Source organism: Streptomyces sp. NPDC057697 (genome assembly GCF_042799335.1).
GTDB lineage: Bacteria > Actinomycetota > Actinomycetes > Streptomycetales > Streptomycetaceae > Streptomyces.
Map to the genome: position 1 here is coordinate 560,856 of NZ_JBHVJA010000001.1, position 25,290 is coordinate 586,145.

Annotated in this window: 23 protein-coding genes and 1 other RNA gene; 12 read left to right on the plus strand and 12 right to left on the minus strand. The window is 72.2% G+C overall.

Features of this window, described 5'->3' with window-relative positions; translation table 11 throughout:
* The first annotated feature begins 388 nt into the window (after nt 1-388).
* The gene (locus ACFVFH_RS02490) at nt 389-2,938 is read left to right on the plus strand and encodes an ATP-binding protein (RefSeq protein WP_383762288.1); all 2,550 of its coding nucleotides are present in this window, start codon (nt 389-391) and stop codon (nt 2,936-2,938) included.
* Nucleotides 2,939-3,231: 293 nt separating this feature from the next.
* Nucleotides 3,232-3,525 carry a DUF6087 family protein gene (locus ACFVFH_RS02495; protein ID WP_383762291.1) on the plus strand — a complete coding sequence of 98 codons (294 nt, stop codon included), beginning with the start codon at nt 3,232-3,234 and terminating at the stop codon, nt 3,523-3,525.
* Nucleotides 3,526-3,650: 125 nt separating this feature from the next.
* Here the strand turns inward: ACFVFH_RS02495 and rnpB are convergent.
* Nucleotides 3,651-4,052, minus strand: an RNA gene (rnpB, locus tag ACFVFH_RS02500) — RNase P RNA component class A.
* A 56-nt stretch (nt 4,053-4,108) separates the two neighbouring features.
* A complete protein-coding gene (locus ACFVFH_RS02505) occupies nt 4,109-4,678 on the minus strand; it encodes a Uma2 family endonuclease (RefSeq protein WP_383763513.1) in 570 nt (189 codons plus the stop codon).
* A gap of 189 nt (nt 4,679-4,867) precedes the next feature.
* Between ACFVFH_RS02505 and ACFVFH_RS02510 the strand changes: the two genes are divergently transcribed.
* Together ACFVFH_RS02510 and ACFVFH_RS02515 are read left to right on the plus strand one after the other, a co-directional pair.
* On the plus strand, nt 4,868-5,611 hold the full coding sequence (locus ACFVFH_RS02510) for a MerR family transcriptional regulator (RefSeq protein WP_383762294.1): 744 nt from the start codon (nt 4,868-4,870) through the stop codon (nt 5,609-5,611).
* On the plus strand, nt 5,608-6,231 hold the full coding sequence (locus tag ACFVFH_RS02515; RefSeq protein ID WP_383762297.1) for a hypothetical protein: 624 nt from the start codon (nt 5,608-5,610) through the stop codon (nt 6,229-6,231). The genes ACFVFH_RS02510 and ACFVFH_RS02515 overlap by 4 nt, the downstream gene beginning before the upstream one ends.
* On the opposite strand, the gene ACFVFH_RS02520 is transcribed toward ACFVFH_RS02515, so the two are convergent.
* Nucleotides 6,176-7,651 (minus strand): RNB domain-containing ribonuclease, encoded by a 1,476-nt coding sequence (locus ACFVFH_RS02520; RefSeq protein ID WP_383762300.1) that lies wholly within the window; start codon nt 7,649-7,651, stop codon nt 6,176-6,178. The two genes, ACFVFH_RS02515 and ACFVFH_RS02520, sit on opposite strands and share 56 nt — an antisense overlap.
* A gap of 247 nt (nt 7,652-7,898) precedes the next feature.
* Between ACFVFH_RS02520 and yaaA the strand changes: the two genes are divergently transcribed.
* Nucleotides 7,899-8,699 (plus strand): peroxide stress protein YaaA, encoded by an 801-nt coding sequence (yaaA, locus tag ACFVFH_RS02525; RefSeq protein WP_383762303.1) that lies wholly within the window; start codon nt 7,899-7,901, stop codon nt 8,697-8,699.
* Between the two features lie 254 nt (nt 8,700-8,953).
* Nucleotides 8,954-9,574 (plus strand): bifunctional 4-hydroxy-2-oxoglutarate aldolase/2-dehydro-3-deoxy-phosphogluconate aldolase, encoded by a 621-nt coding sequence (eda, locus tag ACFVFH_RS02530; protein ID WP_383762306.1) that lies wholly within the window; start codon nt 8,954-8,956, stop codon nt 9,572-9,574.
* A 156-nt stretch (nt 9,575-9,730) separates the two neighbouring features.
* Here eda and ACFVFH_RS02535 read toward each other — a convergent pair whose 3' ends face one another.
* From ACFVFH_RS02535 to ACFVFH_RS02550, 4 genes are all read right to left on the minus strand, one after another.
* The gene (locus ACFVFH_RS02535; protein WP_383762308.1) at nt 9,731-11,167 is read right to left on the minus strand and encodes a bifunctional RNase H/acid phosphatase; all 1,437 of its coding nucleotides are present in this window, start codon (nt 11,165-11,167) and stop codon (nt 9,731-9,733) included.
* Entirely contained in the window at nt 11,167-11,910 is a 744-nt protein-coding gene (locus ACFVFH_RS02540; RefSeq protein ID WP_383763515.1) for a zinc ribbon domain-containing protein, read from the minus strand. The genes ACFVFH_RS02535 and ACFVFH_RS02540 overlap by 1 nt, the downstream gene beginning before the upstream one ends.
* The gene (locus tag ACFVFH_RS02545; protein ID WP_383762311.1) at nt 11,907-12,749 is read right to left on the minus strand and encodes a Nif3-like dinuclear metal center hexameric protein; all 843 of its coding nucleotides are present in this window, start codon (nt 12,747-12,749) and stop codon (nt 11,907-11,909) included. Before ACFVFH_RS02545 ends, ACFVFH_RS02540 begins: the two co-directional genes overlap by 4 nt.
* Before the next feature lie 83 nt (nt 12,750-12,832).
* The gene (locus ACFVFH_RS02550; RefSeq protein ID WP_383762314.1) at nt 12,833-13,873 is read right to left on the minus strand and encodes an ABC transporter substrate-binding protein; all 1,041 of its coding nucleotides are present in this window, start codon (nt 13,871-13,873) and stop codon (nt 12,833-12,835) included.
* A 308-nt stretch (nt 13,874-14,181) separates the two neighbouring features.
* On the opposite strand from ACFVFH_RS02550, the gene ACFVFH_RS02555 reads away from it, so the two are divergent.
* Together ACFVFH_RS02555 and ACFVFH_RS02560 are read left to right on the plus strand one after the other, a co-directional pair.
* Nucleotides 14,182-15,435: a hypothetical protein gene (locus ACFVFH_RS02555; protein WP_383762317.1), complete on the plus strand. Its 1,254-nt coding sequence runs from the start codon at nt 14,182-14,184 to the stop codon at nt 15,433-15,435.
* Nucleotides 15,436-15,555: 120 nt separating this feature from the next.
* The gene (locus ACFVFH_RS02560; RefSeq protein WP_383762320.1) at nt 15,556-15,723 is read left to right on the plus strand and encodes a hypothetical protein; all 168 of its coding nucleotides are present in this window, start codon (nt 15,556-15,558) and stop codon (nt 15,721-15,723) included.
* An 85-nt stretch (nt 15,724-15,808) separates the two neighbouring features.
* Here the strand turns inward: ACFVFH_RS02560 and ACFVFH_RS02565 are convergent, their stop codons facing one another.
* The 3 genes from ACFVFH_RS02565 to ACFVFH_RS02575 all read right to left on the minus strand — a co-directional run bounded on the left by ACFVFH_RS02565 (nt 15,809) and on the right by ACFVFH_RS02575 (nt 18,834).
* Nucleotides 15,809-16,750 carry a 3-oxoacyl-ACP reductase gene (locus ACFVFH_RS02565; RefSeq protein WP_383762323.1) on the minus strand — a complete coding sequence of 314 codons (942 nt, stop codon included), beginning with the start codon at nt 16,748-16,750 and terminating at the stop codon, nt 15,809-15,811.
* A gap of 35 nt (nt 16,751-16,785) precedes the next feature.
* Complete coding sequence (locus ACFVFH_RS02570; protein ID WP_383762326.1) at nt 16,786-17,868, minus strand: Zn-dependent alcohol dehydrogenase; 1,083 nt, start codon at nt 17,866-17,868, stop codon at nt 16,786-16,788.
* Between the two features lie 93 nt (nt 17,869-17,961).
* Nucleotides 17,962-18,834 (minus strand): MaoC/PaaZ C-terminal domain-containing protein, encoded by an 873-nt coding sequence (locus ACFVFH_RS02575; protein ID WP_383762329.1) that lies wholly within the window; start codon nt 18,832-18,834, stop codon nt 17,962-17,964.
* A gap of 276 nt (nt 18,835-19,110) precedes the next feature.
* Between ACFVFH_RS02575 and ACFVFH_RS02580 the strand changes: the two genes are divergently transcribed.
* The 3 genes from ACFVFH_RS02580 to ACFVFH_RS02590 are packed head-to-tail and all read left to right on the plus strand — an operon-like array spanning nt 19,111 to nt 22,228.
* Nucleotides 19,111-20,058 (plus strand): ABC transporter ATP-binding protein, encoded by a 948-nt coding sequence (locus tag ACFVFH_RS02580; protein WP_383762332.1) that lies wholly within the window; start codon nt 19,111-19,113, stop codon nt 20,056-20,058.
* Nucleotides 20,055-20,777: an ABC transporter permease gene (locus ACFVFH_RS02585; RefSeq protein ID WP_383762335.1), complete on the plus strand. Its 723-nt coding sequence runs from the start codon at nt 20,055-20,057 to the stop codon at nt 20,775-20,777. The genes ACFVFH_RS02580 and ACFVFH_RS02585 overlap by 4 nt, the downstream gene beginning before the upstream one ends.
* A 29-nt stretch (nt 20,778-20,806) precedes the next feature.
* Nucleotides 20,807-22,228 carry a histidine kinase gene (locus ACFVFH_RS02590; RefSeq protein WP_383762338.1) on the plus strand — a complete coding sequence of 474 codons (1,422 nt, stop codon included), beginning with the start codon at nt 20,807-20,809 and terminating at the stop codon, nt 22,226-22,228.
* 242 nt (nt 22,229-22,470) lie between these two features.
* Here ACFVFH_RS02590 and ACFVFH_RS02595 read toward each other — a convergent pair whose 3' ends face one another.
* A complete protein-coding gene (locus ACFVFH_RS02595) occupies nt 22,471-22,617 on the minus strand; it encodes a hypothetical protein (RefSeq protein ID WP_383762340.1) in 147 nt (48 codons plus the stop codon).
* 245 nt (nt 22,618-22,862) lie between these two features.
* Here ACFVFH_RS02595 and ACFVFH_RS02600 point away from each other — a divergent pair, with 245 nt between their 5' ends.
* Nucleotides 22,863-23,504 (plus strand): response regulator, encoded by a 642-nt coding sequence (locus ACFVFH_RS02600; RefSeq protein WP_383762343.1) that lies wholly within the window; start codon nt 22,863-22,865, stop codon nt 23,502-23,504.
* 320 nt (nt 23,505-23,824) lie between these two features.
* Here the strand turns inward: ACFVFH_RS02600 and ACFVFH_RS02605 are convergent, their stop codons facing one another.
* A complete protein-coding gene (locus tag ACFVFH_RS02605) occupies nt 23,825-25,246 on the minus strand; it encodes an MFS transporter (protein WP_383762345.1) in 1,422 nt (473 codons plus the stop codon).
* Nucleotides 25,247-25,290: the final 44 nt, after the last annotated feature.

A 25,290-nucleotide genomic window follows, 5' to 3' on the forward strand; every position in this document is an offset into this window, starting at 1 on the left:
AGTCTGCTGTCGTACCCCGGCCGTTGCACGAACGCGGCTCCAGGTGGCATCGGATGCAGAGGAGAAGAGGTCAGCGGTGGCGCAGCCTTCGTGGAGTCGGCTTCCGGCTGTTGTCCGGAAGGTAGGACCTGCTCAGGCTTCGGTTGCGGTGACTGGTTCATTGGATCGCTTCCCAGTGTGGGGGCTGATGAGACGTTCGATTGGGGAGTGCGCGGGCAAGCTCGTGGCGTGGACGAGCCCTGTGCGAGATCCATTCGCGAACCCTGCGGAACAGGCCAACTGATGTGCTATCAGCAGGTGCGGGAGGAACCCGTGCAAGCCCTCTGGGCTACCGTCAAATGAGCGGTAGAAAACGAGGATCGGGGGCGATCGAGTTGTTCTCCACGCTGTGCCGACAGTCATAATCAATCAATCATCAACAGGCTGGCCGAAGGGCAGAACTGCGGTGGAAGGCAGGCCGGGTCGTCGAGAGCAGCCGCTCGATCCACAGGACGGCCCTCTGGAGCGCTTCGCGCTGGGGTTGCGCGAAATCCGCGAGAGAAGGGGCCTGACCTACGCGGAGATGGCGGACCTGGCCCATTTCTCCTCCAGCACCCTCTCGCAGGCTGCAGCTGGACATCGGCTCCCCACCTGTCAGGTGGTACTGGCCTACGTACGTGCCTGTGGTGAGGACCCAGCCCCCTGGAAGGAACGCTGGGAGAACGTGCGGCTCGCCTTGTACGGGCCGGAAGTGGCAGGGCGGGAGCCGGCCGCGATCGTTCCGCATGGCTTCGGCCGGCAAGACGGCACCAGTTTCGTGGGCCGTGAGCGTGAGCTCGCTGCAGGCCGTGAACTGATCGAGCAATGCCGGGTCGTCACACTTGCCGGAGTCGGTGGCGTGGGGAAGACCCGGCTTGCCCGGCGTCTTCTGCTCCAGTCAGCTGATCGGTTCGCGGACGGCACGCACTGTGTGGAGCTGGCTGACTGCAACGGCGACGACGCCGTCGTGGCGGCAGTGGCGGCAGCCGTCGGGGTGCAGACCCACGCGGACCGGGACTCCCTGCCGGAACTCGCCAGAGCGCTGCACGGGCGACACATGCTCCTCCTGCTCGACAACTGTGAGCATCTTCTCGATGCGGTTGCCCGAGCCATTCGTACACTGCTCTCGCTCCTGCCGGAACTCCGTTTCCTCACCACCAGCCGACAGCCTTTGGATATCGGCGAAGAGCATGTGTTACGGGTGGATCCCCTGGACCTGCCCGCTCGGGACTATGGGCGGCCGAACGAGTCGGGTCCAACACACCATGCTTGTGCAGCCTCATCGGCTGTGGTCCTCTTCGCCGACCGAGCCAGCGCTGCCTGTCCGGACTTCCGGATAACTGGAGCGAATCAGCACACCGTCATCCGCGTATGCCGGAGGCTGGACGGTCTGCCTCTCGCTCTGGAGATCGCCGCACGGCGACTGCGCACTCTGACCCTCGATGAACTCTTGGAACGGCTTGACCACCGATTCCGCCTGCTCGGCCCCGGCGGCCGCGACCGCACCGCGCATCCGCGCCACCAGGCACTACGTGCACTCTTCGACTGGAGTTACGAGCTCTGCACCGATACCGAACGGGCCGCCTGGCAGCAGCTCTCGCTATGCTCCGGCGGAGTCCAGCTCACCGATGCGGAGCAGCTCTGCGGAAATGCCTCGGCAGACAACGCACAGGGATCCCCCGATGACACTGAGGTCGACGCCTTCGAGGCGCTGGCCGGACTCGTGGACAAGTCGCTGCTCACAAGAGTGGAGGTGGGCGGCCATACCCGTTTTCAAATGCTTGAGACCGTCCGCGCCTACGGACAGGAACGTCTCAGGGAGAGCGACCGCGCGCCATATGTGCAGCGCCGGTATCGCGCTTGGTATCTCGGCCTCGCCGCACAAGCAGGATCCGCCTACGGTTCACCCGATCAGGCCAACTGGCTGCGGCGCCTACGCTCCGAGCACGCAAATCTGCGCCAGATCGTCACAACGCCCCCGCCGACCGGGGAGCCGGCAGAGACTGTTCTGCGGGCCTCCCTGGGATTCTGGCTGCACTGCCTGACCTCGGGGCATGCGGGAGAGGGCGCTCGTTGGATGCGAAAGATCATCGACCGGCATCCGGTTCCGCCCTCTCTGCAAACCACTTTCACCTGGTGCCGGGCCGTGTGGGTGACCGGTTTCCTGCTGCTCATCCACGGAGATCACGACAGTGCCGACGAGGCCATCGGTAAGGGCGAGCAGGCGCTGACCGACATGCCCGTCTCCGCCAGAATTCCGGAGAACGAGGTCGCAAGGACTGAACTCACCTCCGCCTTCCTGCAGCTGCGTGGACTGGCAGCCCTGGTCGTTCAGGACACCGACAGTTCCACGAAGTACGCACTGGCCTCGATGGCAGCGGGGCAGTGGTCCACAAGCCTGTTGACGCGGGCGCAATGCATCGCTCAACTCGGCCTTTGCGCGGTCATCCAAGGAGACAGCGCACGGGCTACTTCGCTGCTCAAGCAGGCCCTCGCCATGTCCGAAACGAGTGGGGATACATGGCACCGCTGCTATCTGTTGTGGGTCCTGGCCATCACCCGCGGAGAAGCAGGGCATGTAGGGGAAGCCCTGGACCTCCTGCAACGCGCATTCCGGCACACCTGGGAGATCGACGAACACATGGGGGAAGCCACGTTGAGCGAGACCCTCGCCTGGTTGCTTGTCGCCCGGGGCGAGGCCCGCTCAGCGGCCGTCGTGCTAGGGGCTGTGGACCGCGTGTGGCAGCCGTCCGGCGTTCCTCAACACTTCGGTTTCTCCTATATGGCTGCCCATCGTGCGCTCGGCGTCGAGCGGGCCCGCAAGGCACTGGGCGAGGCAGAATACGCACACGCATACCAGGAGGGTGAGCGCCTCGGTCTGCGCAAGGTGCTGGACAGGGTGCTCAACAGGCAGCCATAAGGTCCGGCACCTGCGGTACTTCATCCTCACCCTTGCGGTATCCGTTCGATCCGGAGAGGGAGTCGTTCACCGAGTTCCTCTCCGACAGCGAGACCTGGGCCGTTCCCCGAGGCGGCCCAGTGGCCCTGTGGGACGACATGCAATGTCCACTCGTCGCCTGGGCAGGACGCCGGGGCGCCGGGGATCGACTCCGTACGGCCCCGCGTGACGCCCGCGTCCCACCGGTACTGGATCGACCAGGCCCTCTCTCTGCGCTGGGAGCACCGGATCGCCTGACCCACTACGCTCCGGACATGGACGACGAACCGCTCTCCCGGTGGGCCGAGCGTCGCGACGCGAGGATCGGGCAACTCCGCGCCGTACCCCTCGTGACCGGCGACGGCCCGAGGGCATCGCATCTGAACCCCGATGCGCCCCGCGCGATCCAGCGGTGGAACGGCCATCTGTGGGAGCCGCACGGCTTCGCGGCGAACCTCTCGGAGGCAAGACGCATCCTGTTTCCCCACGCCGAGGTTGCCGCCGCTCCTGAGGCGTCACCGAAGCTCGGCCCCGGGACCGGCAGACATCGGAAGCCTCCAGCGCCCTGACCACTTGGCTGGAGCACCGGCCCGGACCATGCCTCCGAAAGGCCCCGCCCGGGTGAGGCGGCGCCCACGATTCCAGGAGAAAAGGCTCCTGACCTTCGATACCGCAGGTCAGGAGCCTGAAAGGGCAGACGAGTCGGGCTGTACGCCGGGTTCTGTCGCCCGGTCGCCTCGCGGCGGCCGGGGAGACGGCCATCCATCTAGGACCGGCATTGCTGCCGGTCTCGTGCGGTCTACCCGCGAACTCGGGCGGGCAGCCCTCGATCATTCGCGCAGGGCCGTCTTGCGGCGGCCCCTCTTGACCTTGCTCCGGGTGGGGTTTACCTAGCCGCCTGAGTCGCCTCAGGCGCTGGTGGTCTCTTACACCACCGTTTCACCCTTACCGAGGACCGAAGTCCCCGGCGGTCTGTTTTCTGTGGCACTGTCCCGCGGGTCACCCCGGGTGGCCGTTAGCCATCACCCTGCCCTGTGGAGCCCGGACGTTCCTCGGGGAGATCCGAGGATCCCCACGCGGCCGTCCGCCCGGCTCGTCTGCCGTGCCGACCATGCTACCCGGCCTGCGGGGGCGGCCGGTCGGCGCCGGGGTTCAGACGAGTTCCCCGGTCTCCAGGTCGAAGGCGAACGGCTCCGGGAGGGCGAGCCGCTTGCCGAACGGGATCGTGCAGTGCTGACGGTAGTCGTCGCCCTCCGGGTCGCTGAACAGCGTCAGCGAGGACTGGTCCCGGTCGACCAGGAGGTAGAGCGGGACGGGGCCACGGGCGTAGCAGTGGCGCTTGTCCGTACGGTCCGCCCTCGGCTTGGTCGAGGTGACCTCGACCACGAGGGCCACCCCGTCACATGGCATCCAGGGTTCCGCTCCCCGGTACAGACGCAGTTCTGCGGGGGCGAAGGTGCCGTCGGGAATGACGTGGTTCTTGGGGCAGCGTCCACCGCTCGCCAGCTTCAACCCCTTGTTCCCGGAGAAGTCCATATCCGTCCGGGCCAGCCTGATCACCTGCTTCATGATCAAACTGATGCAGTCCTCGTGGTCCCCGTCCGGCGGCGGCGTCACGACAATGTCCCCCTCGATCAGCTCGGCCCGGAAGCCCTCCGGCGTATCCAGCGCCAGGAAACCCTCCAGCAGGACGTCCGCCTGCGTGAGTGGTTCGTACGGCATGGCAGTCATGTCACGCCCTTTCCTCGGTCGCTCGCCAGATTGGGACATCGATGGGCCCGCCGTCCGTGAGAGGGGGAGTACGCCCCTCGATCGTGGCACAGACGGGTGCGGAGTTGTCAGATGCCGCGGGTGCGCGGGAGCGCGGTGCGTGCTTGACCCTGTCGTGGCGTCAAGGTTTCTACTGGGGCCATGCGTATCGGAGAGATAGCCGCACTCGTAGGGGTCACCTCGCGGACGATCCGGCACTACCACCACATCGGGCTGCTGCCCGAGCCCGGACGCAGGGCCAACGGTTACCGCGTCTACGGCGTGCGGGACGCCGTGGTGCTGGCCCGGATCCGGCGGCTCACGGAGTTGGGGCTCGGGCTGGACGAGGTGCGGGACGTGCTCGCCGATGTGGCGGGGCACGAGCTCATGGAGGTGCTGGCCGGGCTGGACGCGGATCTGGCCCGGCAGGAGCGCGGGATCCGGGAGCGGCGGCGTCGGCTGGCGCGGTTGCTGGAAGGGCCGGTCTCCGCCGAGGAGCCGGTGTCGCCGGCCCTGGCGGAGTTGCTGGGTACGGCGCCGGTGACCGGCTCCGCCATGGCCGCCAAGGACCATGAGCATCTCGTACTGCTGGATTCCGTCGGCGCCGGTGGTGAGCTCCGTGCCGCGCTGGCGCCGCTGGCCGGGGATCCGGCGCTGCACGCGCTGTACGAGCGGCTGGACGAACTGGCGGGGGCGGCCCCGGACGACGCCCGGATCGCTCCGCTCGCCGCCGCGCTGGGGGCCGCGGTGCCGGACGCCGTGCTGGCGGCGATCCCCCCGGACGGGCCGGTGATGACCGGGCTGGGTGAGGCGCTGCTCGACGACTACGCGCCCGCGCAGGCCGAGGTGGTGCGCCGGGTGATGGCGGCCCTGGCGGACCGCGTGGCGGGGAGGGCGGCGGGATGAGGGTGCGGCGTCTCGTCCGGCACGAGCTGCGTGCCCTGCACAGTCTCGGGCTGTGGGTGCTCCGGCGGCGCCACGCCGTTCCCGAGGGGGCGCTCGCCGTCCCGTACACCGGGCCGCAGACGGCGATGATGTACGGCCTGCTGTTCGTCTCCGTCGTCGAGACCGTGATGCTCGCCCTGCTGGTCCCGTGGCCGGTCGCGCACGGAATTCTGCTGGTGCTCGATGTGTACGGGGTGGTGTTCGTCCTGGGTACGCATGCCGCGTGCGTGACCCGGCCGCACGTGGTGGACGCCGACGGCGCGCTGCGGATCCGCTACGGCGGCCTGTTCGACCTGCGGATTCCCGCCGCCGGCGTCGTCGGGGCACGGGTCGAGCGGCGCTTTCCCGAGGGCGGTACGGTGCGGCTGGGCGACGACGGGGTGCTCGATCTGGCCGTGGGCGGTCAGACGACGGTGACCGTGGAGCTGGCCGCTCCGGTGGAGTTCGTACGACCGCTGGGCAGGCGCGGGTGGGCGCGCTCGGTACGGTTCCACGCGGATGATCCCGGGGCCGCCGTGGCCGCGCTCACGCGGGGGCGAAGAGCACCTTCGCCGCACCGGGATCCGCGCGGACCAGCCTGACCCGCAGCCACTCCCCCAGCGGGAGCCCCGCGTCGCCGCTCTCGATCCGCGCGACGACGGCCGGGTCGTCGATGTGGACGGTGCCGGTGGCGGGTTCCCGCTCCGACACGTCGACCACGTACGCGTCGAAGATCTCGCCGACCCGGTCCTTGAGCAGCGCGGCCTCGACCAGGTCGACGCACTCCCGCTCGACCGTGTTGGCCCGCCCCGTCCCCTCCGCCATCTCCCCGGGCAGTACGGGCAGCGCGGCGCGCACCCACTCGGGCGGCTCCCGGTCCGCCACGGCGGCGAGGCACAGCTCGGCCGCGTACCGGTCGACGAGCCGGCGCAGCGGGGCGGTGCAGTGCGTGTAGAGGTCGGCCACGGCGGCGTGGACGGCGGGCGTGGGGAGTTCGCCGTGGTCGAAGACGGTGTAGCCCGCGCCGCGCAGCAGGGTGGTGCACTCCTGGAGGAACGCGGCGTGGTCGGACCGCCTCGGGTCGAGGGAGCGGACGACCTGAGCGTACGGGACGTGGTGCGGCCAGTCGATGTGCAGCGCTTCGGCGGAGCGGCGCAGCCGGGCCACGGCGCCGTCCGGGGCGACCGGCAGGGTACGCAGGATGCCGGTGCCGGTCTCGGCCATCAGGCGGGCGGCGGCCATGCCGGTGAGCAGGGAGAGCTGGGCGTTCCAGCCCTCGGCGGGCAGCGGGGCGCGGTATTCGAGGCCGTAGCCGCCGTCGCGTTCGACGATCTCCTGCTCGGGCACGTCGAGGGAGATGCCGCCGCGGGCGGTCTCCTGCTCCTCGCGGAGCCGTCCGATGGTGCGGAGCAGGGCCAGGGGCTCCTCGGCGGTGCCGGTGTCGATCTGCCGCTGGACGCCCGCGTAGTCGAGTCCGGCGCGGCTGCGGACCAGGGCCCGGCGCACCGAGGTGGCGACGGTGACGCCCTCGGGGTCGAGGTCGATCCGCCAGAGCACGGCGGGGCGGGTGCGCCCCGGCAGGAGGCTGGCGGCGCCCTCGGAGAGCAGGGCGGGGTGGAGCGGCACACGGCCGTCGGGGAAGTAGAGGGTCGTCACCCGGTGGTGGGCCTCGGTGTCGAGCGCGCCGCCGGGGCGTACGAAGGCGGCGACGTCGGCGATGGCGTAGTGGACCCGGTAGCCGCGTCGGCGGCGTTCCAGGTACATGGCCTGGTCCAGGTCGGTCGAGGCGGGCGGGTCGATGGTGAGGAACGGCAGGTCCGTCGCGTCCTCGTGGGCCTGGACCGCCGGGTCCTTCGCCGCCCGTTCCGCCTCGGCGAGGACCTCGGGCGGGAAGTCGTCGGGGAGGCCGAGCCGGGCACGCAGGCCGCGCAGGGACGCCCGCAGCGGGGAGTCGGCCGACGGCCCGGTCGTACGGAGCCCGGCCGTACGGAGCCCGGTCATACGGAGATGGCGGCGCGGCATGGACCGAGCGTATGGCGGGGCGGGGCGGGCGGCATCCCGGGCGGGCGGGGGCGTTCCGGCGGCTGACCCCGTGCGGTACAGCCCGGGGGCGTCCAGGCAGCCGCCCCGGTGCGGCAGCCCACGGAGCGGTCCGGCGGCTCACCCCGTGCGGCACAGCCCGGGGGCCGGTCCGGGTGGGCTTGGTGTGCCCGTACGCTGGCGCGGGGGCCTGGTCCTGCCCCTCCTGTGCGTACGAAGGAGAACCACCGTGCTCGTGCTGTTGCCGCCCTCCGAAGGCAAGGCCGCCTCGGGGCGGGGGGCGCCCCTGAAGCCGGAGTCGCTCTCGTTGCCGGGGCTGGCCGATGCGCGGGCGGCGGTTCTCGACGAGTTGGTCGGGCTGTGCGCGGCGGACCAGGAGAAGGCCCGCGAGGTGCTCGGGCTGAGCGAGGGGCTGCGCGGCGAGATCGCCAAGAACGTGGAGCTGCGCACGGCCGGGACGCGTCCGGCCGGGGAGATCTACACGGGGGTGCTGTACGACGCGCTGGACCTGGCCTCCCTGGACGCGGCGGCCAAGCGGCGGGCCGGGAAATCGCTGCTGGTCTTCTCCGGGCTGTGGGGCGCCGTGCGGGTGGGCGACCGGATCCCGTCGTACCGCTGCTCGATGGGGGTCAAGCTGCCCGGCCTGGGCGCGCTCGGGGCGTACTGGCGCGAACCGATGGCGCGGGTGATGCCGGAGGCGGCCGGGGACGGGCTCGTCCTGGACCTGCGGTCCTCCGCCTACACCGCTGCCTGGAAGCCGAAGGGCGGGACGGCGGAGCGCACGGCGAGCGTGCGGGTGCTGCACTCCCAGCTGGTGGACGGCGTGGAGAAGCGGTCGGTGGTCAGCCACTTCAACAAGGCGACGAAGGGGCGGATGGTCCGCGATCTGCTGGTCTCCGGCGCCCGGCCGGAGGGGCCCGCGGAGCTGGTGGAGGCCCTGCGCGAACTCGGGTACGTGGTGGAGGCCGAGGCCCCTGCGCGGGCCGGGCGGCCCTGGTCGCTCGATGTCGTGGTGACGGAGATCCACTGAACCGTGAGCCGGTGAGCGTGACGGAGGACGTCGGAGCCGGTGGCGGAGGTCCGGTGGCGGAGGTCCGCTGAGCCGTCCTCCGGACTGTCGGACGAACCGCCGGGTTGCACTGTCGGACGAACCGCCGGGTTGCCCGGCCGCCGGGCCGCCCGACCGGCCGACTGCCGGACTGCCTGGCCATCGCCCCACTACGTACGTTGCAGCATGCGCAACGCTCGTTGCGTACGGTGCATTCGACGCGGCAAGATGAGGCCATGACCTCCTCTGTGCTGGACCTCGCCCCCGTCGTGCCCGTAGTCGTCCTGGAGGACGCCGCCGACGCGGTGCCGCTCGCGCGGGCCCTGGTCGCGGGCGGGCTCCCGGCCATCGAGGTGACGCTGCGCACCGCCGCGGCGCTGGACGCCATCACGTCGATCGCGGCCGAGGTGCCGGACGCGGTGGTCGGGGCCGGCACGGTGATCTCCGTACGGAACGTCGCCGACACCGTCGCCGCGGGGGCCCGGTTCCTGGTCAGTCCCGGCTGGACGGACGGCCTGCTGGACGCGATGAAGGCGTCGGGGGTGCCGTTCCTGCCGGGGGTCTCCACGACGTCCGAGGTGGTCGCGCTGCTGGAGCGGGGCGTCACCGAGATGAAGTTCTTCCCGGCCGAGGCGGCGGGTGGCACGGCGTATCTGAAGGCCCTCTCCGCGCCGCTGCCGCAGGCCCGCTTCTGCCCGACCGGCGGCATCTCCCCCGACTCCGCACCGTCCTATCTGGCACTGCCCAACGTCGGCTGCGTGGGCGGCAGTTGGATGGTGCCCGCGGACGCGATCGCGGCGAAGGACTGGGCGCGGGTGGAGCGGCTGGCGGGCGAGGCGGCGGCGCTGCGCGGCTGACTCACCCGCCGGCTGCCGCCCCTCCGGAGCCGTACCGCGCGGCGGCTCCGAGCCGTCCGAAAGGCTGCCTCCGGCCCCCAGTCCCAGACCCAGACCCAACCCCCGGCCGATCGGCATCGGGTGCGGGGCGTCGCGCGGCGCCGGGGCGCCTCCGCCTCACCTCAGGTGCGAGGTGTCGTTCAGCACCCGGACCGAGGCGTTCCCGTCCGCGTAGTACGCCACCGCCGAGACCGATGCGGCCGAGAGCTCCATCCGGAACATGGCTTCCGGCGGGGCGCCGAGGGCCAGCCGGACCAGGGTCTTGATCGGCGTCACATGGGTGACCAGGAGGACCGTGCGGCCCGCGTGGCGGGCGGTGAGGCGGTCGCGGGTGGCCGCCACCCGGCGGGCGACCTCGGCGAAGCTCTCGCCGCCGCCGGTCGGGGCCGCCTTCGCGGAAGCGAGCCAGGCTTCCAGATCGGGGCCGTAGCGCTCGCGCACCTCGGCGAAGGTCAGGCCCTCCCAGGCACCGAAGTCCGTCTCGCGCAGACCGTCCTCGATCCTGACCTCCAGACCGAGCCGGGCCGCCACCGCGGCCGCCGTCTCACGGCAGCGGCGCAGCGGGGAGCTGACGATCTCCTCGATCGTGCCGCGCTCGGCCAGCGACCGCGCGATGCGTTCGGCCTGGTGGCGGCCGGTCGGCGAGAGCGCGGGGTCGCTGCCGCCGCTGCCCGAGAAGCGCTTCTCGGGGGTGAGGGCCGTCTCGCCGTGCCGGAGCAGGACGAAGGTGGCGGGCGCCCCGAGATCGGGCGCCGCGCCCCAGCCGACCTGGGGAGCCGTACGGTCCGCCTGAGCTGCCTGAGCCGCACGGTCCACCTGACCCGCCTGACCCTCCTGAGCCGTACGGTCCGTCGAGGCCGGGCGGTCCGCCTGAGCCGCCTGCCCCGTACCGTTCCCCTGACCCGCCTGACCCGTACCGTTCCCCTGAGCCGCCCGACCCGCCTGCGCCGGGCGGGCCGGTGCGGAAGCCGCTCCCGGCCTGGAGGCCAGGGCCGCGCGGGCCTTCGCCGCGCCCGCCGCCGCGTCGCCGGGCGGGCCGGACACGGGCGGCAGGCCGGCGGCCGAGGGCCGGGGGGTGTCGAGGGCGGCCGTGGAGGCGGACGGCTCCCACTGCTTGCCGCGCTTGCCCGCGTCCATCGCCTCGTTGGCGAGCCGGTCGGCGTGCTTGTTCTTCTCGCGCGGGATCCACTCGTACGTGACGGCGGAGGCCGGCAGGATCCTGGCGGCCTCCGCGGCGAGCGGCTTCATGTCGGGGTGCTTGATCTTCCAGCGGCCCGACATCTGTTCCACGACCAGCTTGGAGTCCATCCGGACCCGTACCTGGAGCGCGCCGTCCGCCGAGGCGTCCGGGACCAGCGCCTTCGCCGCCCGCAGGCCCGCGATGAGGCCCTTGTACTCGGCGACGTTGTTGGTCGCGACGCCGATGTACTCGGCTGCCTCGGCGAGGGTCTCGCCCGTCACCGGGTCGATGACGACCGCCCCGTATCCGGCGGGCCCGGGGTTGCCCCGGGAACCGCCGTCGGCCTCGATGACGAACTGGCGCGGCTGGGTCATTACAGGCCCGACTCCGCCGTACGGACCAGGATGCGGCGGCAGTTCTCGCAGCGCAGGACGGTGTCCGGGGAGGCCGCCTTCACGTCGTTGACCTCGGTGATGTTCAGTTCGAGACGGCAGCCCTCGCAGCGGCGCTGGTAGAGACGGGCGGCGCCGACCCCGCCCTGCTGGACGCGGAGCTTGTCGTAGAGCTTGAGCAGGTCCGCGGGGACGGAACCGGCGACGACCTCGCGCTCCTTGGTGACGGTCGCGGCCTCCTCGTCGAGCACCTTGGTCGCGGCGTCGCGGCGGGCGGTCGCATCATCGGTCTTGGCCTGGACGGCGGAGACCCGGTCGGACAGCTCGGTGACGCGCTCCTGGGCGGACTCGCGGCGCTCCATCACTTCGAGGACGACGTCCTCCAGGTCGCTCTGGCGCTTGGCCAGCGAGGCGATCTCGCGCTGGAGGCTCTCCAGGTCCTTCGGCGAGGTGACCGCGCCGGAGTCGAGGCGCTGCTGGTCGCGGGTGGCGCGCTGGCGCACCTGGTCGACGTCCTGTTCCGCCTTGGTCTGCTCGCGGGCGGTGTCGCTCTCCTCGGTCTGCGAGGCGACCAGCAGGTCGCGCAGTTGCGCGAGGTCGCTGGTGAGCGACTCGATCTCGGCGTGCTCGGGCAGCGACTTGCGCCGGTGGGCGAGCTGCGACAGGCGTACGTCGAGGGCCTGGACGTCGAGGAGTCGGATCTGGTCGGCGGGCGCGGCGTTCAGTTGGGGGCTCCAGAAGAGTGGTGGGTGGTGGTGGTCCAGGGGTCGGTGACCTGCTTCGAGACATGGACCCGCAGGTCCCATCCGTGGCGGTCGGAAATCGCGTCGAGCTGGGCCGCGGCCTGTTCGCACCAGGGCCATTCGGTGGCCCAGTGCGCGGCGTCGATCAGGCCCAGCGGGGAGTGCTGGATGGCTTCGGAGGCCGGGTGGTGGCGCAGGTCGGCGGTGAGGAAGGCGTCGACGCCCGCGGCGCGCACCGCGTCGAAGAGGCTGTCGCCCGAGCCGCCGCTGACGGCGACGGTCCGCACCGTCGACGCGGGATCGCCGGCGAGCCGGATGCCCTGTGCGGTGGCGGGCAGCCGGGCGGCCGCGCGGGCGGCGAATTCCGCCAGGGTCTCGGGGTGGTCGAGCACGCAGATCCGGCCGAGGCCGCGTCGGCCCGCGGGGTCGGACGGGTCCGGTACGAGCGGGCCCTCGATGCGCAGGTCGAGCGCGCCGGCCAGCGCGTCGGAGACGCCCGGGTCGGCGGTGTCGGCGTTGGTGTGGGCGACGTGCAGCGCGATGTCGCGCTTGATGAGGGTGTGCACGACCCGGCCCTTGAAGGTGTCGGCCGCGACCGTCGTCGTACCCCGCAGGTAGAGGGGGTGGTGGGTGACGATCAGCTGGGCGCCGAGCCGGATCGCCTCGTCGACGATCTCGTGGACGGGGTCGACGGCGAAGAGCACGCGGTCGACGACGGCGTCCGGGTCTCCGCAGACCGTCCCGACCGCGTCCCAGCCCTCGGCCCGCTCGGGCGGCCAGAGGGCGTCGAGCTCGGCGAGGACATCAGACAGACGGGGCACAAGCAAAGGCTACCTGCCCGCCGCGCCCCGTCGTCCGGGGCCGTGGCGGTCCGCGCGGACCGCCACGGCCTGCTCCGCGGTCGTTACTTCACGAGGTCGGCGCGGAGGTCGTCGAGGACCAGGTTCGCCGCCGTGACGCCGAGGCCGAGGTACCAGGTCTCGTCGGAGACGTCCTTGGCCCGGCCCTCCTTGACGGCCTTGAGGTTCTTCCACAGCGGGTTGGCCTGCGTGGTGTCGCGCTTGGTGGCCTTCACGTCGCCGTAGACGCCGGTGAAGATCCAGTCGGCGTCGGCCTCGTCGATCTTCTCCGGGCTGATCTCGGCGGCGAGGTCGTCGATCTGCTGGTTCTTGGGCCGGGGCAGACCGGTGTCCTCCAGGATGGTGCCGATGAAGGACGCCTTGGCGTAGAGACGGATGCGGTCCGGCAGGTAGCGGACCATGGAGATGGTCGGCTTCTTCGGGCCGATGTCCTCGCCGAGCTTCTTCGCCTTGGCCTCGTAGGCGCCGAGTTCGCTCTTGGCCTTGGCCGTCCTGTCCAGCGCGGCGGCGTTGAGGAGGTAGTTCTCCTTCCAGGTGAAGCCCGGACGGATGGAGAACACGGTCGGCGCGATCTTGGAGAGCGCGTCGTACTTGTCGGCGGCGCGCAGCTGGCTGCCGAGGATCAGGTCGGGCTTCAGACCGGCGATCGCCTCAAGGTTGAGGTTGTTGATCGTGCCGACGTTCTTGGGGTTGCCCGCGTCCTTCTTCAGGTACGAGGGAATGGCGGCGTCGCCCTCGGAGGGGGCGTAGCCGACCGGCTTCACGCCCAGCGACACGACGTTGTCGAACTCGCCGACGTCCAGCACGACGACGCGCTTGGGGGCGGACTTGATCTCCGTCTTGCCCATGGCGTGGGTGAGGGTGCGGGGGAACTGGCCGGCCTTGGCGTCCGTCCCGTACGCCGCCGTCTTCTTCGCGGCGTCGCCGAAGTCCTTGCCGCCCGTGGCGACGGCCGCCTTCTTGTCGCCGCCGTCGGACTTGGCCGAGCCGCCGGAGCCCCCGTCGTCGCTCCCGCAGGCGGAGAGGGAAAGGGCGGCGGCCACCGCCAGGCCGACTGCGGCGGTACCGCGGCGACGAAGGGACATCACTTGCTCCAGTTGTAACGAACACACCAATAACGCTTAGGGCCGCCTAACCTTACTCATTGGTCCCACGACCAGCACGGCCACCCCCGTCCGTCGGCCTCGCGACCGGCACGGCCGCCCCCGTCCGTCGGCCTCGCGGGCGGCACGGCCCCGCTCCTCGGGCCCGCGTTCGGCCCCGCGGCCAGCACACAACCCCCTGCTTCTCAGGCGAACCCGGGCAGCGCCACCCTTATGTGTGAAGTGGCAGGTGTCGCGTTGTCCGGCAGGAAGTGCGAAAACTAGCTTCGGTTGCCGGAGGTGCCCAGCCCATGACTGCCTGTGCCATCGAGAACGGGACCGCGGAGGCGACCACGGCCACCGGGGACGACCCGCCGGACGACCTGCCGGACGGACCGGACGGCCCCCTCGCGCCCCTCGGGGCGCCCTTCGTCGCGCCCGCGTTCACGATCGCCGCGGACGGTTCGTACGCGGCCCGGCTCGCGCTCGCGGATGTCGCGGCGGAGGCGTCCGACGAGCCGGGCGGCGCGTGGTTCGTGGAGCGCTGGACGCTCGACGGACCCGAGCCCTACGCCGTGCCGCTCCCCCTCGACCAGCCGGAGGAGCCGGACTCCGAGGTGCTGCCGCTGGCCGACGGGCGGGTGCTGATCCGGCGCCGGGTCGCGGACCGGCACGCGGTGTCTCTGCTCTACCCGACCGGTCCCGGGACCGGTGAGCTCCCGCTCGGCACCGTCGCCCGCGCGGACCTGACCCTGCTGCCGCCGTCGCCGGACGGGGTGAGCGCCTACGCGCTGTCGGCCGGTGCGCGCTCCACCTCCGTCTGGCAGGTGGTGGGGGGTGCCTTCGGGCCCGCGCCGGTCGCGGAGGTCCCGGGGCGGTGCTCCGGCGGCGCCTGGCTGGACCGGGCGGGCCGGATGCTGGCCCTGGACCGGGAGCTGCCGGACGGCGGCCCGGTCAAGGCGGTCGCCGTGGACCTGGAGCGGGGCGGGGAGGTGACGCCGCTCCTCCAGATCGCCCCGGACAGCAACGACCGGCTGCTGCTCGCCGATCCGGACAGCGGACTGCTGCTGATCCGCTCGGACGCGCCGGGGCACGACCGGCTGGGGTGGGGCGTGCTCGGCAGCTGTCTGCCGGTGCGCTTCCCGGAGTGCCTGCGCCCGGCCGATGTGGCGGTGACGCCGTTCGCCGTGCAGCCGGGCCAGATGCTGATGCCGGAGAGCTGCGCGGTGGCGCTGCGGATCGACGGGGCGGCGGGCAGCTGGGTCGGGGTGTGGCGTCCGGCGGGGCGTCGGCTGCATCAGTTCGCCGCCCCCGGGGGGTGGCAGGCCGGCCGCGGGGTGTGGACCCGTGACGGTGTGCTCGGACTCCCGTACGCCGACGGGAACGTGGCGTGCGGGGTGGCGCTGCTGGAGGCGCCGACGGACGACGGACCCGGCGTACCGGCGTCGGCGGAGCCCGCCGCGGAAAGCGGTATGCAACCGTCCGCCGCCTGCGCGCCTCTACCCGTGTGCAAGCCGGTTCCACTGGGACAGGCGCCTCTGACGGGGCGCATGACGCCTGGTTAAGATTCTGGACCCGGGCCACGCAGCCGTACCCGGCGGTCGCCTGCGGCGACCGCTCCGTGTCGCGGTGGGCGACGGCCCGGTGACACACACGTAAGCGATCGCAACGGGGTGACTTCCCACATGTCTGAAGCCCGAACCGACCCGACCCAGACGCGTCCGCAGGACGCGGACCGGGCCGAAGCCGGCGGCTACGGAAAGCACCGAGGGGGTGAGTCGATGGACGACATGTCTGCGGAGCCGCACGGCCGCCACCGCCGCCCCTCCGAGGGGGACGGCCGGGCGGCCTGACCGCGCGGCACAGCGACGACGGACGGGCGGGCCCCGGCAGCCGAAAGACGGCTGCCGGGGCCCGCCCCTTTCCCCTGCGTCCCCGTCAGCCCCGCTTCAGCCCCAGTACTTCGGCGGCGGCGAAGGTCTCGTTCGGCGGGCGGTCCTCGTAGTACGGCGAGATCAGCTCGTCGAGTTCGTCGAAGGAGAACGTCTCCTTCGAGGAGTCGAACTTCGCCGCGACCCTGGGGCGTTCGACGATCGCGACCATCCCGCCGTGCACCACGAGCAGTTGCCCGTTGACCTTGGCGGCGGCCGGGGAGGCCAGATAGCCGACCAGTGGCGCGACGTGTTCGGGCGCCAGCGCGTCGAGGCGGCCTTCCGCCGGTTCCTGGAAGCCCGCGAAGACGTCCTCGGTCATCCGGGTGCGGGCCCGCGGGCAGATGACATTGGCGGTGACCCCGTACCGGGCCAGGGCCAGGGCCGTGGAGGTGGTGAGGCCGACGATGCCGCCCTTGGCCGCCGCGTAGTTCGGCTGGCCCGCCGAACCGGCCAGGAACGCCTCCGAGGAGGTGTTGACGATCCGGCCGTGGACCGGGCCGCCGGACGCCTTGGAGCGGGCGCGCCAGTGGGCGGCGGCGAAGTGCGTGGTGTTGAAGTGCCCCTTGAGGTGGACCCTGATGACGGAGTCCCACTCGTCCTCGGTCATCGAGAAGATCATCCGGTCGCGCAGGATGCCCGCGTTGTTGACCAGGACGTCGAGCTTTCCGTAGGTGTCGACGGCCAGTTCCACCAGGGCGCGGGCCTGTTCGTGGTCGGAGACGTCGCCGAGGTGGGCGACCGCCCGGCCGCCCGCGGCCCGGATCTCCTCGGCGACCTCCTCCGCGGGCGTGGCGGACGCCTCGCCGGAGCCGTCGCGGCCGGGCTGCCCGTAGTCGTTGACGACCACGGACGCGCCCAGCCGGGCCAGTTCCAGCGCTTCGGCGCGGCCGAGGCCGCGGCCCGCGCCCGTGACGATCGCGGACCTGCCGTCCAGGGGAAGTGACATCGGAATCTCTCCAGTCCTCTCGGGAGGGGCGGTGGTCAGAGCTCGACGCAGGTGCGCAGCGACTCGCCGGTCCGCATCTGGTCGAGTGCGTCGTTGATCCCGTCGAGCCGCACCCGGTGGGTGATCATCGATTCGAGGTCGATCCGCCCGGCCCGCCAGAGCGCGATGGCCCGTTCGTACGAGCGCAGCACATCGCCGCCGCCGTACATGGAGGGCAGGATCCGCTTCTCGTCGAAGAACAGCTCGAACATGTTGACCTGGAAGTTGTCGTCCATCGCGCCCGCGCCGACGATGCACAGGGTGCCGCCGCGGCGGGTGTTCTCGTACGCGGTGCGTGCGGTGGCCGACTTGCCGACGACCTCGAAGACGTAGTCGAAGCCCTCGCCCGCGGTGATCCGCTGCTTGGCGTCGGCGAACTCGTCGGGCGCCACCGCCTCCGTCGCGCCGAACCGCAGCGCCGCCTCGCGCCGGGAGGCGACCGGGTCCACGGCCACGATCTGGGCGGCGCCCTGCACCCTGGCGCCCTGGATCGTGGAGATGCCGACGCCGCCGCAGCCGATCACGGCGACCGACGAACCCGCCTCCACCCGGGCGGTGTTGATGGCGGCGCCGAGTCCGGTGGTCACCCCGCAGCCGATCAGCGCGGCGATCTCGAACGGCACGTCGTCGGGGATCGGCACCGCGCAGCCCGCGCCGACGACGACCTCCTCGGTGAAGGTGCCGGTGCCCGCGAAGCCGAATACGTCGGAACTCCCGCCGGAGCGCTTGAAGTTGGGGGTGCCCGCGTTCATGAAGCCCGCCAGGCAGAGCTGGGTCTGGCCGCGCTTGCAGGACGGACACGCCCCGCAGGCGGGCAGCCAGCAGACCAGCACCCGGTCCCCCGCGCTCAGCCCGGTGACGCCGTCGCCGACGTCCAGGACCTCACCGGCGCCCTCGTGGCCCGGGATGAACGGGGCGGGCTGCGGCAGCACCCCGTTCATCGCGGAGATGTCGGAGTGGCAGAGCCCGGTGGCCCTGATGCGGAGCCTGACCTTGCCGGGGCCGAAGCCCACGGCCTCGATGTCGTCGAGGACCTCCAGTTTGTCCTGGCCGATCTCGTGCAGTACGGCTGCGCGCATGGTGCGGCTCCCCTCATGGGCCGGTGGAACGTGGGCCGGTGATCCTCTTGGTGTCGCTCGGTGTTCGGGTCCGGGTGCGGTCGGCGTCCGGGTTCAGGCGTGGTCGACGAAGGTGTCGCCGAGGACCGGGGCGTTGTCCCGCTCCACGGCCCGTACCTCGACCCGTACCTGGTCCGGCCCGGTCCACATGCCGATGTGCAGGGTCTCGCCGGGGAAGACGATCCCGGCGAACCGGGTGCGGTAGGACCGGATCCGGGTCACATCGCCGCCGAGGACCGTGTCGGTGACGGCCTTGAGCGCGATGCCGTAGGTGCACAGCCCGTGCAGGATGGGCCGGTCGAATCCGGCGCGTGCGGCGAATTCGGGGTCGGCGTGCAGCGGGTTCCAGTCGCCCGAGAGGCGGTACAGCAGCGCCTGGTCCGGCCGGACGGGCCGCAGCACCGCGTGGTCCGGGGCGGTCTCCGGGGGCGCGTGGCGCTCGGAGGGGCCGCGCTCGCCGCCGAACCCGCCCTCGCCGCGGACGTAGATCGTGGCGTCGTTGGTCCACAGCGGGCCCTCGTCGTCGGCGGCCTCGCTGCGCAGCACCAGCACGGCCGCCTTGCCCTTGTCGTACACCGCGGCGATCTTCGAGGTCTGTACGGCGCTGCCGCGCACCGGGATCGGCCGGTGCACCCGTACGCTCTGCCCGCCGTGCAGGACGGCGGCGAGGTCGATGTCGATCCCGGGCGAGGCGAGTCCGCCGAAGCCGCCCATGCCCGCGCCCGCGACGGTGGCGAAGGAGGGCAGCACATGGAGCCGGGACTCCAGTGTGTAGCGCAGCTCCTGGGGGTCGACGGCGGGGTCGGGGCGGTCCGGGTCGCAGCCGGCGCCGATCCCGAGGTGGTAGAGCTGGACGTCCTTGTGGTCCCAGCCGATCCGGGTGGAACGGGGTTCGGCGGCGAGAGCCTTTTCGGCATCAATGGGCATGGGAGGGCTGCTCCTTGATGGTGGGGAGACCTCGGCGCGGCCGTCCGCACCGTCGGCCGCACCGAGGTCGCGCGGGACCGGCCGCGGCGCCTGTTCTAGAACGCGTTCTAGCCGATGAACCCATGTATAACGCAGCGCCCAGCCGTTGTGAAGAGCACTACTGACGTGGCGTCAGATTCCTGTGCGGGGGCGCCGCCCGGCCATGACATATGTCATGGCGAAGTCCGTACACACACATCTGCCCGGTCCCCCGGCGCCCTCCGTAGCGTCGTCCCCATGACAACGACAACGGGGAACGGAGCCGCGGTGGTCCTCACCGGGGCGGTCAAGACCTTCGGCGCGACGGGGGGTGTCGTGCGCGCCGTGGACGGGCTCGATCTGTCCATCGAACGCGGCGAGACCGTCGCTCTGCTCGGCCGCAACGGCGCGGGCAAGTCCACCACCATCCGGCTGCTGCTGGGCCTGGACCAGCCGGACGCCGGCACGGTGCGGGTGCTGGGCCGGACCGCCGGGCGCGCGGTGCTGGACGGTCTGGTCGGGGCCATGCTCCAGGACGGGCGGCCCATCCAGCGGGTCACCGTCCGTGAGCTGGTCGCCTTCGTCGCCTCGACCTATCCGAGGCCCATGCCGGTGTCCGAGGCGCTCTCCCTGGCGGGGACGACCGCGTACGCGGACCGGCGCGTCGACAAGCTCTCCGGCGGCCAGACCCAGCGCGTGCGCTTCGCCGTCGCGCTCGCCGGAAATCCGGAGCTGGTCGTCCTGGACGAGCCGACCGCCGCCCTGGACGTGGAGGCACGCCGCACGTTCTGGGAGTCGATGCGGGCCTACGCCCGGCGCGGCAACACCGTTCTGTTCTCCACCCACTACCTGGAGGAGGCCGACGAGAACGCCGACCGGATCGTCGTCGTCGACCGCGGCCGGATCGTCGCGGACGGCACCGGGGACGCGATCAGGAGCGCGGCGGGCAGCAGCCTGGTCTCCTTCGACCTGGCGGGCGGCCCGACCGGGGGCCTGGAGCTGCTGCCCGGCGTGGTCGCCGTCGAGGTCTGCGGGGACCGGGCGCTGCTGCGCACCGACGACTCGGACGCCACCGTCCGCGAGCTGGCCCGCCTCGACGCGATCCGCGGCCTCCAGGTCTCCCGGGCCACGCTGGAGGACGCCTTCCTGGCCCTCACCGCACCCGTGGCCGCCGCGCCCGTACCCGAGACGGAGACCGTCCGATGATCCAGTACGTCCTGCTCGAAATCCGCCGGACCCTGCGCGACGTCTCCTTCCTGATCTTCGGGACCGGGATGCCGGTGATGATGTACCTCCTCTTCACCAACATCGGCGGCGGCGGGGGCGTGGACGGCTGGAAGACCGCCTCGATGGTCGGGATCGCCGCGTACGGGGCGCTGAGCTCCGCCATGTCGATCGGTACGGGCGTCGCCTCCGACAAGCAGCTCGGCTGGCTGGAGCAGCTGCGGGTCACCCCGCTCGCCCCTTCGCGGGCGGTCGTGGGCCGCGCGATCAGCGGTTCGGTGACGGTCCTGCCGACGATCCTGACGGTGCTGCTGGCCGGCGGGCTGGTCAACGGGGTGCGGCTGGACGCCTGGCAGTGGATCACGCTGGTGCTGCTGCTGTGGATCGGCGCGCTGCCGTTCACCCTGCTCGGCCTCGGCAACGGCTACCGGCTCACCCCGCAGAGCACCGGGGTGGTCAACGTGGCCTGCCTGATGGGCTTCGCCATCGTCGGCGGGCTGTGGTTCCCGCTGGAACTGCTGCCCGGGTGGCTGCGCTCCGTCGGCAGGTTCACCCCGGCCAACCGCTTCGCCGACCTGGGCTGGGCGACCACCGAGGGGCACGCGCCCGGCACCGGCACCGTCGCGGTGCTCTGCGGCTGGCTCCTGCTGTTCGGTACGTACGCCGTGATCTCGTACCGTCGGTCCGCGAGGACCGTGTGACGGGAGAGGACGGTGTGACGGGAGTGAGCATGGCCAGGAACGGAACGGATGCGTGCGCGGACGCGCGGCCGGGCTTCCGGTGGAGGCGCCGTCGCGAGCGGCGCGGGGAGCGGCGCCCCGGCCCGCCGGGCCCGTACACGCTGGTGCCCTGGCTGCTGATGGGCCTGGGCTCCTTCTCCAACCTCTTCCAGGGCAAGGCGCCCAATCCCTGGCTGGGCGGCCTCGGGCTGTTCGTCTTCAACTCCCTCTACGTCTCCGTGGTGTTCCGCGGCTTCGACAAGAAGAAGCGGGAGAGTCCGGTGTCGTACTGGCTGCTCGCCGCGATGGCCGTCGTGACGCTCGCGCTGGCGATCGGCTACGGCGGGAGCTGGCTGCTGTTCTTCCCGCTGCTCTCCCTGGCCTGCGGCACCATCCTGCGCAACCGGCAGCTGGCGTTCGGCATGCTCTCGCTCGCCGTGGTCGGCTCCCTCGTGGCGGTGTGGCGCGGCAAGGGCGGCACGGACCCGTGGACGATCGGTTACGGCACCTTCATCTCGGGCGCGGTGACCGCCGCGATCCTCACCCTCTCGGAGACCGTGATGGAGCTGCGCGCCACCCGGCAGGAGCTGGCCCGTGCCGCCGTCGAGAAGGAGCGGCTGCGGTTCTCCCGCGATCTGCACGATCTGCTGGGCCACACGCTCTCCGTGATCGTGGTCAAGTCGGAGGCCGCGCGCCGGCTCGCGCCACGCGACATGGACGCGGCGCTCACCCAGGTCGCCGACATCGAGTCCGTCGGCCGCCAGGCCCTCACCGAGATCCGCGAGGCCGTCACCGGCTACCGCGAGGGGAGCCTGGCCACCGAGCTCGACCGGGCCAGGTCCGCGCTGATCGCCGCCGGGATCGAGCCGGTGCTCCGCCGCTCGGGGCCGCCGCTCGCCCCGCAGACGGAGGCGCTGCTGGGCTGGGTGGTGCGGGAGGCCGTCACCAACGCCGTACGCCACTCCCGCGCGACCACCTGCTCGTTCGTCCTCGAAGGCACGGCCGAACAGGTTCGGCTGACCATCACCGACGACGGCAGCGGCCCCGATCCGGACGCCCCGGTCACCCCGGGTGTCGGCGGCACCGGTCTGACCGGGCTCACCGAACGCCTGGCCGCGTCGGGAGGCAGCCTCCGTGCGGGCCCGGCGCCGGGGCGCGGCTTCGTGGTCACGGCGGAACTGCCGGTGGACGGGGCGGGCCCGGTGGACGGGGTGGACGGTGCGGGTCCGGTGGATGGTGCGGGCCCGGCGGACGGGGCGGGTCCGGCGGACGGGGCGGGCCCGACGGATGGTGCGGGTCCGGCGGACGGGGCGGGCCCGACGGATGGTGCGGGTCCGGCGGACGGGGCGGGTCCGGTGGACGGGCCGGGCCCGGCGGACGGTGCGGACGGAGCGCCGTGGGAGCACCGGCCGGTCCGGACGCCCGGGACGTGACGCGGGGGGCCGGTACGGGGACGGGAACCCGGCCGGAGGCAGGGCCTGTTGCCGGCGGACCGGCCGCCCTCGCGCTCCGGCGCCGCGCGGCTACCTCGCCCCGGTGGCGGACAGTGGGCGGGCGCGCCGGCTCCGTCCCCGGGAGCTCCGCGGCGACGCGTCCGGCGGCGGGCACCCGCCCGTCCGCCGGTGCCTCGGGTCCGTCCGCACGGCACCGTGGGCGTGCGGCGCGTGCCGTGCGCTCATCGGCTGGTCCACCATGCGGTGCCGCTGCCGATGGCCGTGGTCGTCAAGGTGATCAGCCAGGCGGGAATGCGTTGGACGGTCACGTGCAGGGGCCCCAGACGCAATTCGAAGTACGGCGGCGGGACGGGCCGACGGTTGTTCACCTGGTCTCCAGATGTGCGGCACGGGTGGGCTGGTGCTCACATCTTCAAGCGCCCGCGGGGGTGGCGTTCTACCTGGCGCACCCTGGCGTAAGAGGGCTGGCGCATTGGTGTGACCGTCCTATTGTCCGCACGGTGCCGCAGTGCATCACCGGTGCCCGCGGCCGCGCCGCCCCCGGCCGGGCGGGGCCCGTGCCTGTGCGCGAGCCGTGGAATGCGCCCCGTCGGGCCGCCCTACCCTCTTACCCATGACCGAGATGCCGCAGGACCACCGCCCGGTAAAGTCCGTGAGAGTTCTCCTCGCCGAGGACCAGGGCATGATGCGGGGCGCGCTCGCGCTGCTGCTCGGACTGGAGCCGGACATCGAGGTCGTGGCGCAGGTGGCCGCCGGGGACGAGATCGTGGACGCCGCGCTGCGCTCCCGCCCGGATGTGGCGCTGCTGGACATCGAACTGCCGGGCCTGAGCGGTCTGGACGCCGCCGCCGCGCTGCGCGAGGAGGTACCGGACTGCCGGGTGCTGATCCTCACCACGTTCGGGCGCCCCGGCTATCTGCGCCGGGCGATGGAGGCCGGGGCGGCGGGGTTCCTGGTCAAGGACGGCCCGGTCGAGGACCTCGCCACCGCGATCCGCCGGGTGCTGGGCGGGGAGACGGTGATCGATCCGGCGCTGGCCGCCGCCGCGCTCAGCGCAGGGCCGAGCCCGCTGACGGCGCGGGAGCGGGACGCGCTGAACGCCTCGGTGGACGGGGCGACGGTCGCCGACATCGCGGGGAAGCTGCATCTGTCCGAGTCGACCGTGCGGAACTATCTGTCGTCGGCGATCGGCAAGACGGGCACCCGCAACCGGATGGAGGCGGTCCGGGCGGCGCGGCAACAGGGGTGGCTGTGACGCCGACGGTCAAGGGCGGCGCGGCAGCAAGGAAGGCTGCGACACCGACGGTCCGGGCGGCGCGGCAACACGAGCGGCTGTGACCGCCCGCGGTCCGGGCGGCACGGCAACACGAGCGACTGTGACGCCCACGATCCAAGCGGCACGGCAACACGAGCGGCTGTGACCGCCCGCGGTCCGGGCGGCACGGCAACACGAGCCGCTGTGACCGCCCACGGTCCAAGCGGCACGGCAACACAAGCGACTGTGACCGCCCACGATCCGGGCGGCACGGCAACACGAGCGACTGTGACCGCCCACGGTCCGTACGTGCCCGTCGCTCAGTGGCGGTCCTGGCCGCGGCGGGGCAGCCAGAGCGCCATCAGCAGCAGTCCGCCCAGCAGGACCGCTCCGGCCACCCGGAAGGCGAGGGCGAACCCGGCCGTGAGCTCCTCCGGGCCGGTGCCGCCCGCGGTGCGGGCCGCCGCGACGGTGGAGAGCGCGGCGAGACCGAGCGCGCCGCCCATGGTGCGGGAGGTGTTGACGAGACCGGAGACCAGTCCGGATTCGCCGGGGGCCGCGCCGGTGATGGCCAGCGAGGCGAGCGGGGTGGACGCCAGCCCCGTACCGGCCGTCATCAGGATGCCGGGCAGACAGACCGAGGTGAGGTAGGAACCGTCGGGGCCCATGGTGGACTGCCAGCCGAAGCCGGCCGCGGCGATCGCCGTACCGATGAGCGCCAGGTTCTTCGTGCCGGTCACGGCCATCACCCGGGGCGCGCACTTCGATCCGAGGACGATGGCCAACGACGTGGGCATCAGGGCGAGTCCGGCCTCCAGCGGGGAGTAGCCCAGCACGGCCTGGGCGTACACGGTCATGAAGTACCACATCGAGAACGTCGCCGAACCGATCACGAACATCGCCGCGTTGGCCGAGGTCACCGCCCGTGTGCCGAGCACCCGGAGCGGCATCAGCGGTTCCGCCGTACGCGTCTCCACCAGCACGAAGACGCCCAGCAGGGCCACCCCGCCGAGCAGCGGCGCCAGGGTCGCCGTCGCCGTCCACCCCGACTCCTCGGTCTGCACGATGCCGTAGGCGACGCAGGCGAGGCCCACGGTGACGAGCAGCGCGCCCGGCAGGTCGATCCGTCGCCGTTCCTTGGTCCGGCCCTCCACGAGCCGGAGTGCCGCTCCGGCCAGGACGAGCACCCCGACCGGCACATTGACCAGCAGCACCCAGCGCCAGGAGAGCAGATCGGTGAGCACCCCGCCGATCAGCCCGCCGGCCGCGCCGCCGCCCGCGCCGACGGCCATCCAGGTCCCGATCGCCTTCGTCCTGGCCGGGCCTTCGGGTACGGAGGTGGTGAGCAGGGTCAGGGTGGCGGGGGCGAGCACGGCGGCGCCGAGTCCCTGCGCGGCGCGGGCGGCGAGCAGTTGCCAGCCCTCCTGGGCGAGCCCACCGGCCAGGGAGGCGGCGGTGAACACGCCGAGACCCATGAGGAACATCCGCTTGCGGCCGTATATGTCCGCGGCGCGCCCGCCGAGGAGCATGAATCCGGCGAAGGCGATCGAGTAGGCGTTGAGGACCCACTGGAGTCCGGCGGCGCTCATGTGGAGGTCGGAACGCATGGACGGCAGCGCGACGTTGACGACGGACACGTCGAGCACGACGAGGAACTGACCGGTGCAGGCGGCGAGTACCGCCGCCCAGGTGTGGGTCCTGGTCCGCTCTCGCGGTGGCGCGGGTGTCGTGACGTCGGTCATGCCCGTCATACTCGCACCCGCGCTCCGCTCCCACGTACCGGTGT

Coding starts and splice junctions, on each gene's coding strand:
- ACFVFH_RS02495 (WP_383762291.1), top strand. CDS start 3,232: ATGGACGACGAACCGCTCTCCCGGTGGGCCGAGCGTCGCGACGCGAGG.
- ACFVFH_RS02505 (WP_383763513.1), bottom strand. CDS start 4,678: ATGCCGTACGAACCACTCACGCAGGCGGACGTCCTGCTGGAGGGTTTC.
- ACFVFH_RS02510 (WP_383762294.1), top strand. CDS start 4,868: ATGCGTATCGGAGAGATAGCCGCACTCGTAGGGGTCACCTCGCGGACG.
- ACFVFH_RS02515 (WP_383762297.1), top strand. CDS start 5,608: ATGAGGGTGCGGCGTCTCGTCCGGCACGAGCTGCGTGCCCTGCACAGT.
- ACFVFH_RS02520 (WP_383762300.1), bottom strand. CDS start 7,651: ATGCCGCGCCGCCATCTCCGTATGACCGGGCTCCGTACGGCCGGGCTC.
- eda (WP_383762306.1), top strand. CDS start 8,954: ATGACCTCCTCTGTGCTGGACCTCGCCCCCGTCGTGCCCGTAGTCGTC.
- ACFVFH_RS02535 (WP_383762308.1), bottom strand. CDS start 11,167: ATGACCCAGCCGCGCCAGTTCGTCATCGAGGCCGACGGCGGTTCCCGG.
- ACFVFH_RS02550 (WP_383762314.1), bottom strand. CDS start 13,873: ATGTCCCTTCGTCGCCGCGGTACCGCCGCAGTCGGCCTGGCGGTGGCC.
- ACFVFH_RS02555 (WP_383762317.1), top strand. CDS start 14,182: ATGACTGCCTGTGCCATCGAGAACGGGACCGCGGAGGCGACCACGGCC.
- ACFVFH_RS02560 (WP_383762320.1), top strand. CDS start 15,556: ATGTCTGAAGCCCGAACCGACCCGACCCAGACGCGTCCGCAGGACGCG.
- ACFVFH_RS02565 (WP_383762323.1), bottom strand. CDS start 16,750: ATGTCACTTCCCCTGGACGGCAGGTCCGCGATCGTCACGGGCGCGGGC.
- ACFVFH_RS02570 (WP_383762326.1), bottom strand. CDS start 17,868: ATGCGCGCAGCCGTACTGCACGAGATCGGCCAGGACAAACTGGAGGTC.
- ACFVFH_RS02575 (WP_383762329.1), bottom strand. CDS start 18,834: ATGCCCATTGATGCCGAAAAGGCTCTCGCCGCCGAACCCCGTTCCACC.
- ACFVFH_RS02580 (WP_383762332.1), top strand. CDS start 19,111: ATGACAACGACAACGGGGAACGGAGCCGCGGTGGTCCTCACCGGGGCG.
- ACFVFH_RS02585 (WP_383762335.1), top strand. CDS start 20,055: ATGATCCAGTACGTCCTGCTCGAAATCCGCCGGACCCTGCGCGACGTC.
- ACFVFH_RS02590 (WP_383762338.1), top strand. CDS start 20,807: ATGGCCAGGAACGGAACGGATGCGTGCGCGGACGCGCGGCCGGGCTTC.
- ACFVFH_RS02600 (WP_383762343.1), top strand. CDS start 22,863: ATGACCGAGATGCCGCAGGACCACCGCCCGGTAAAGTCCGTGAGAGTT.
- ACFVFH_RS02605 (WP_383762345.1), bottom strand. CDS start 25,246: ATGACCGACGTCACGACACCCGCGCCACCGCGAGAGCGGACCAGGACC.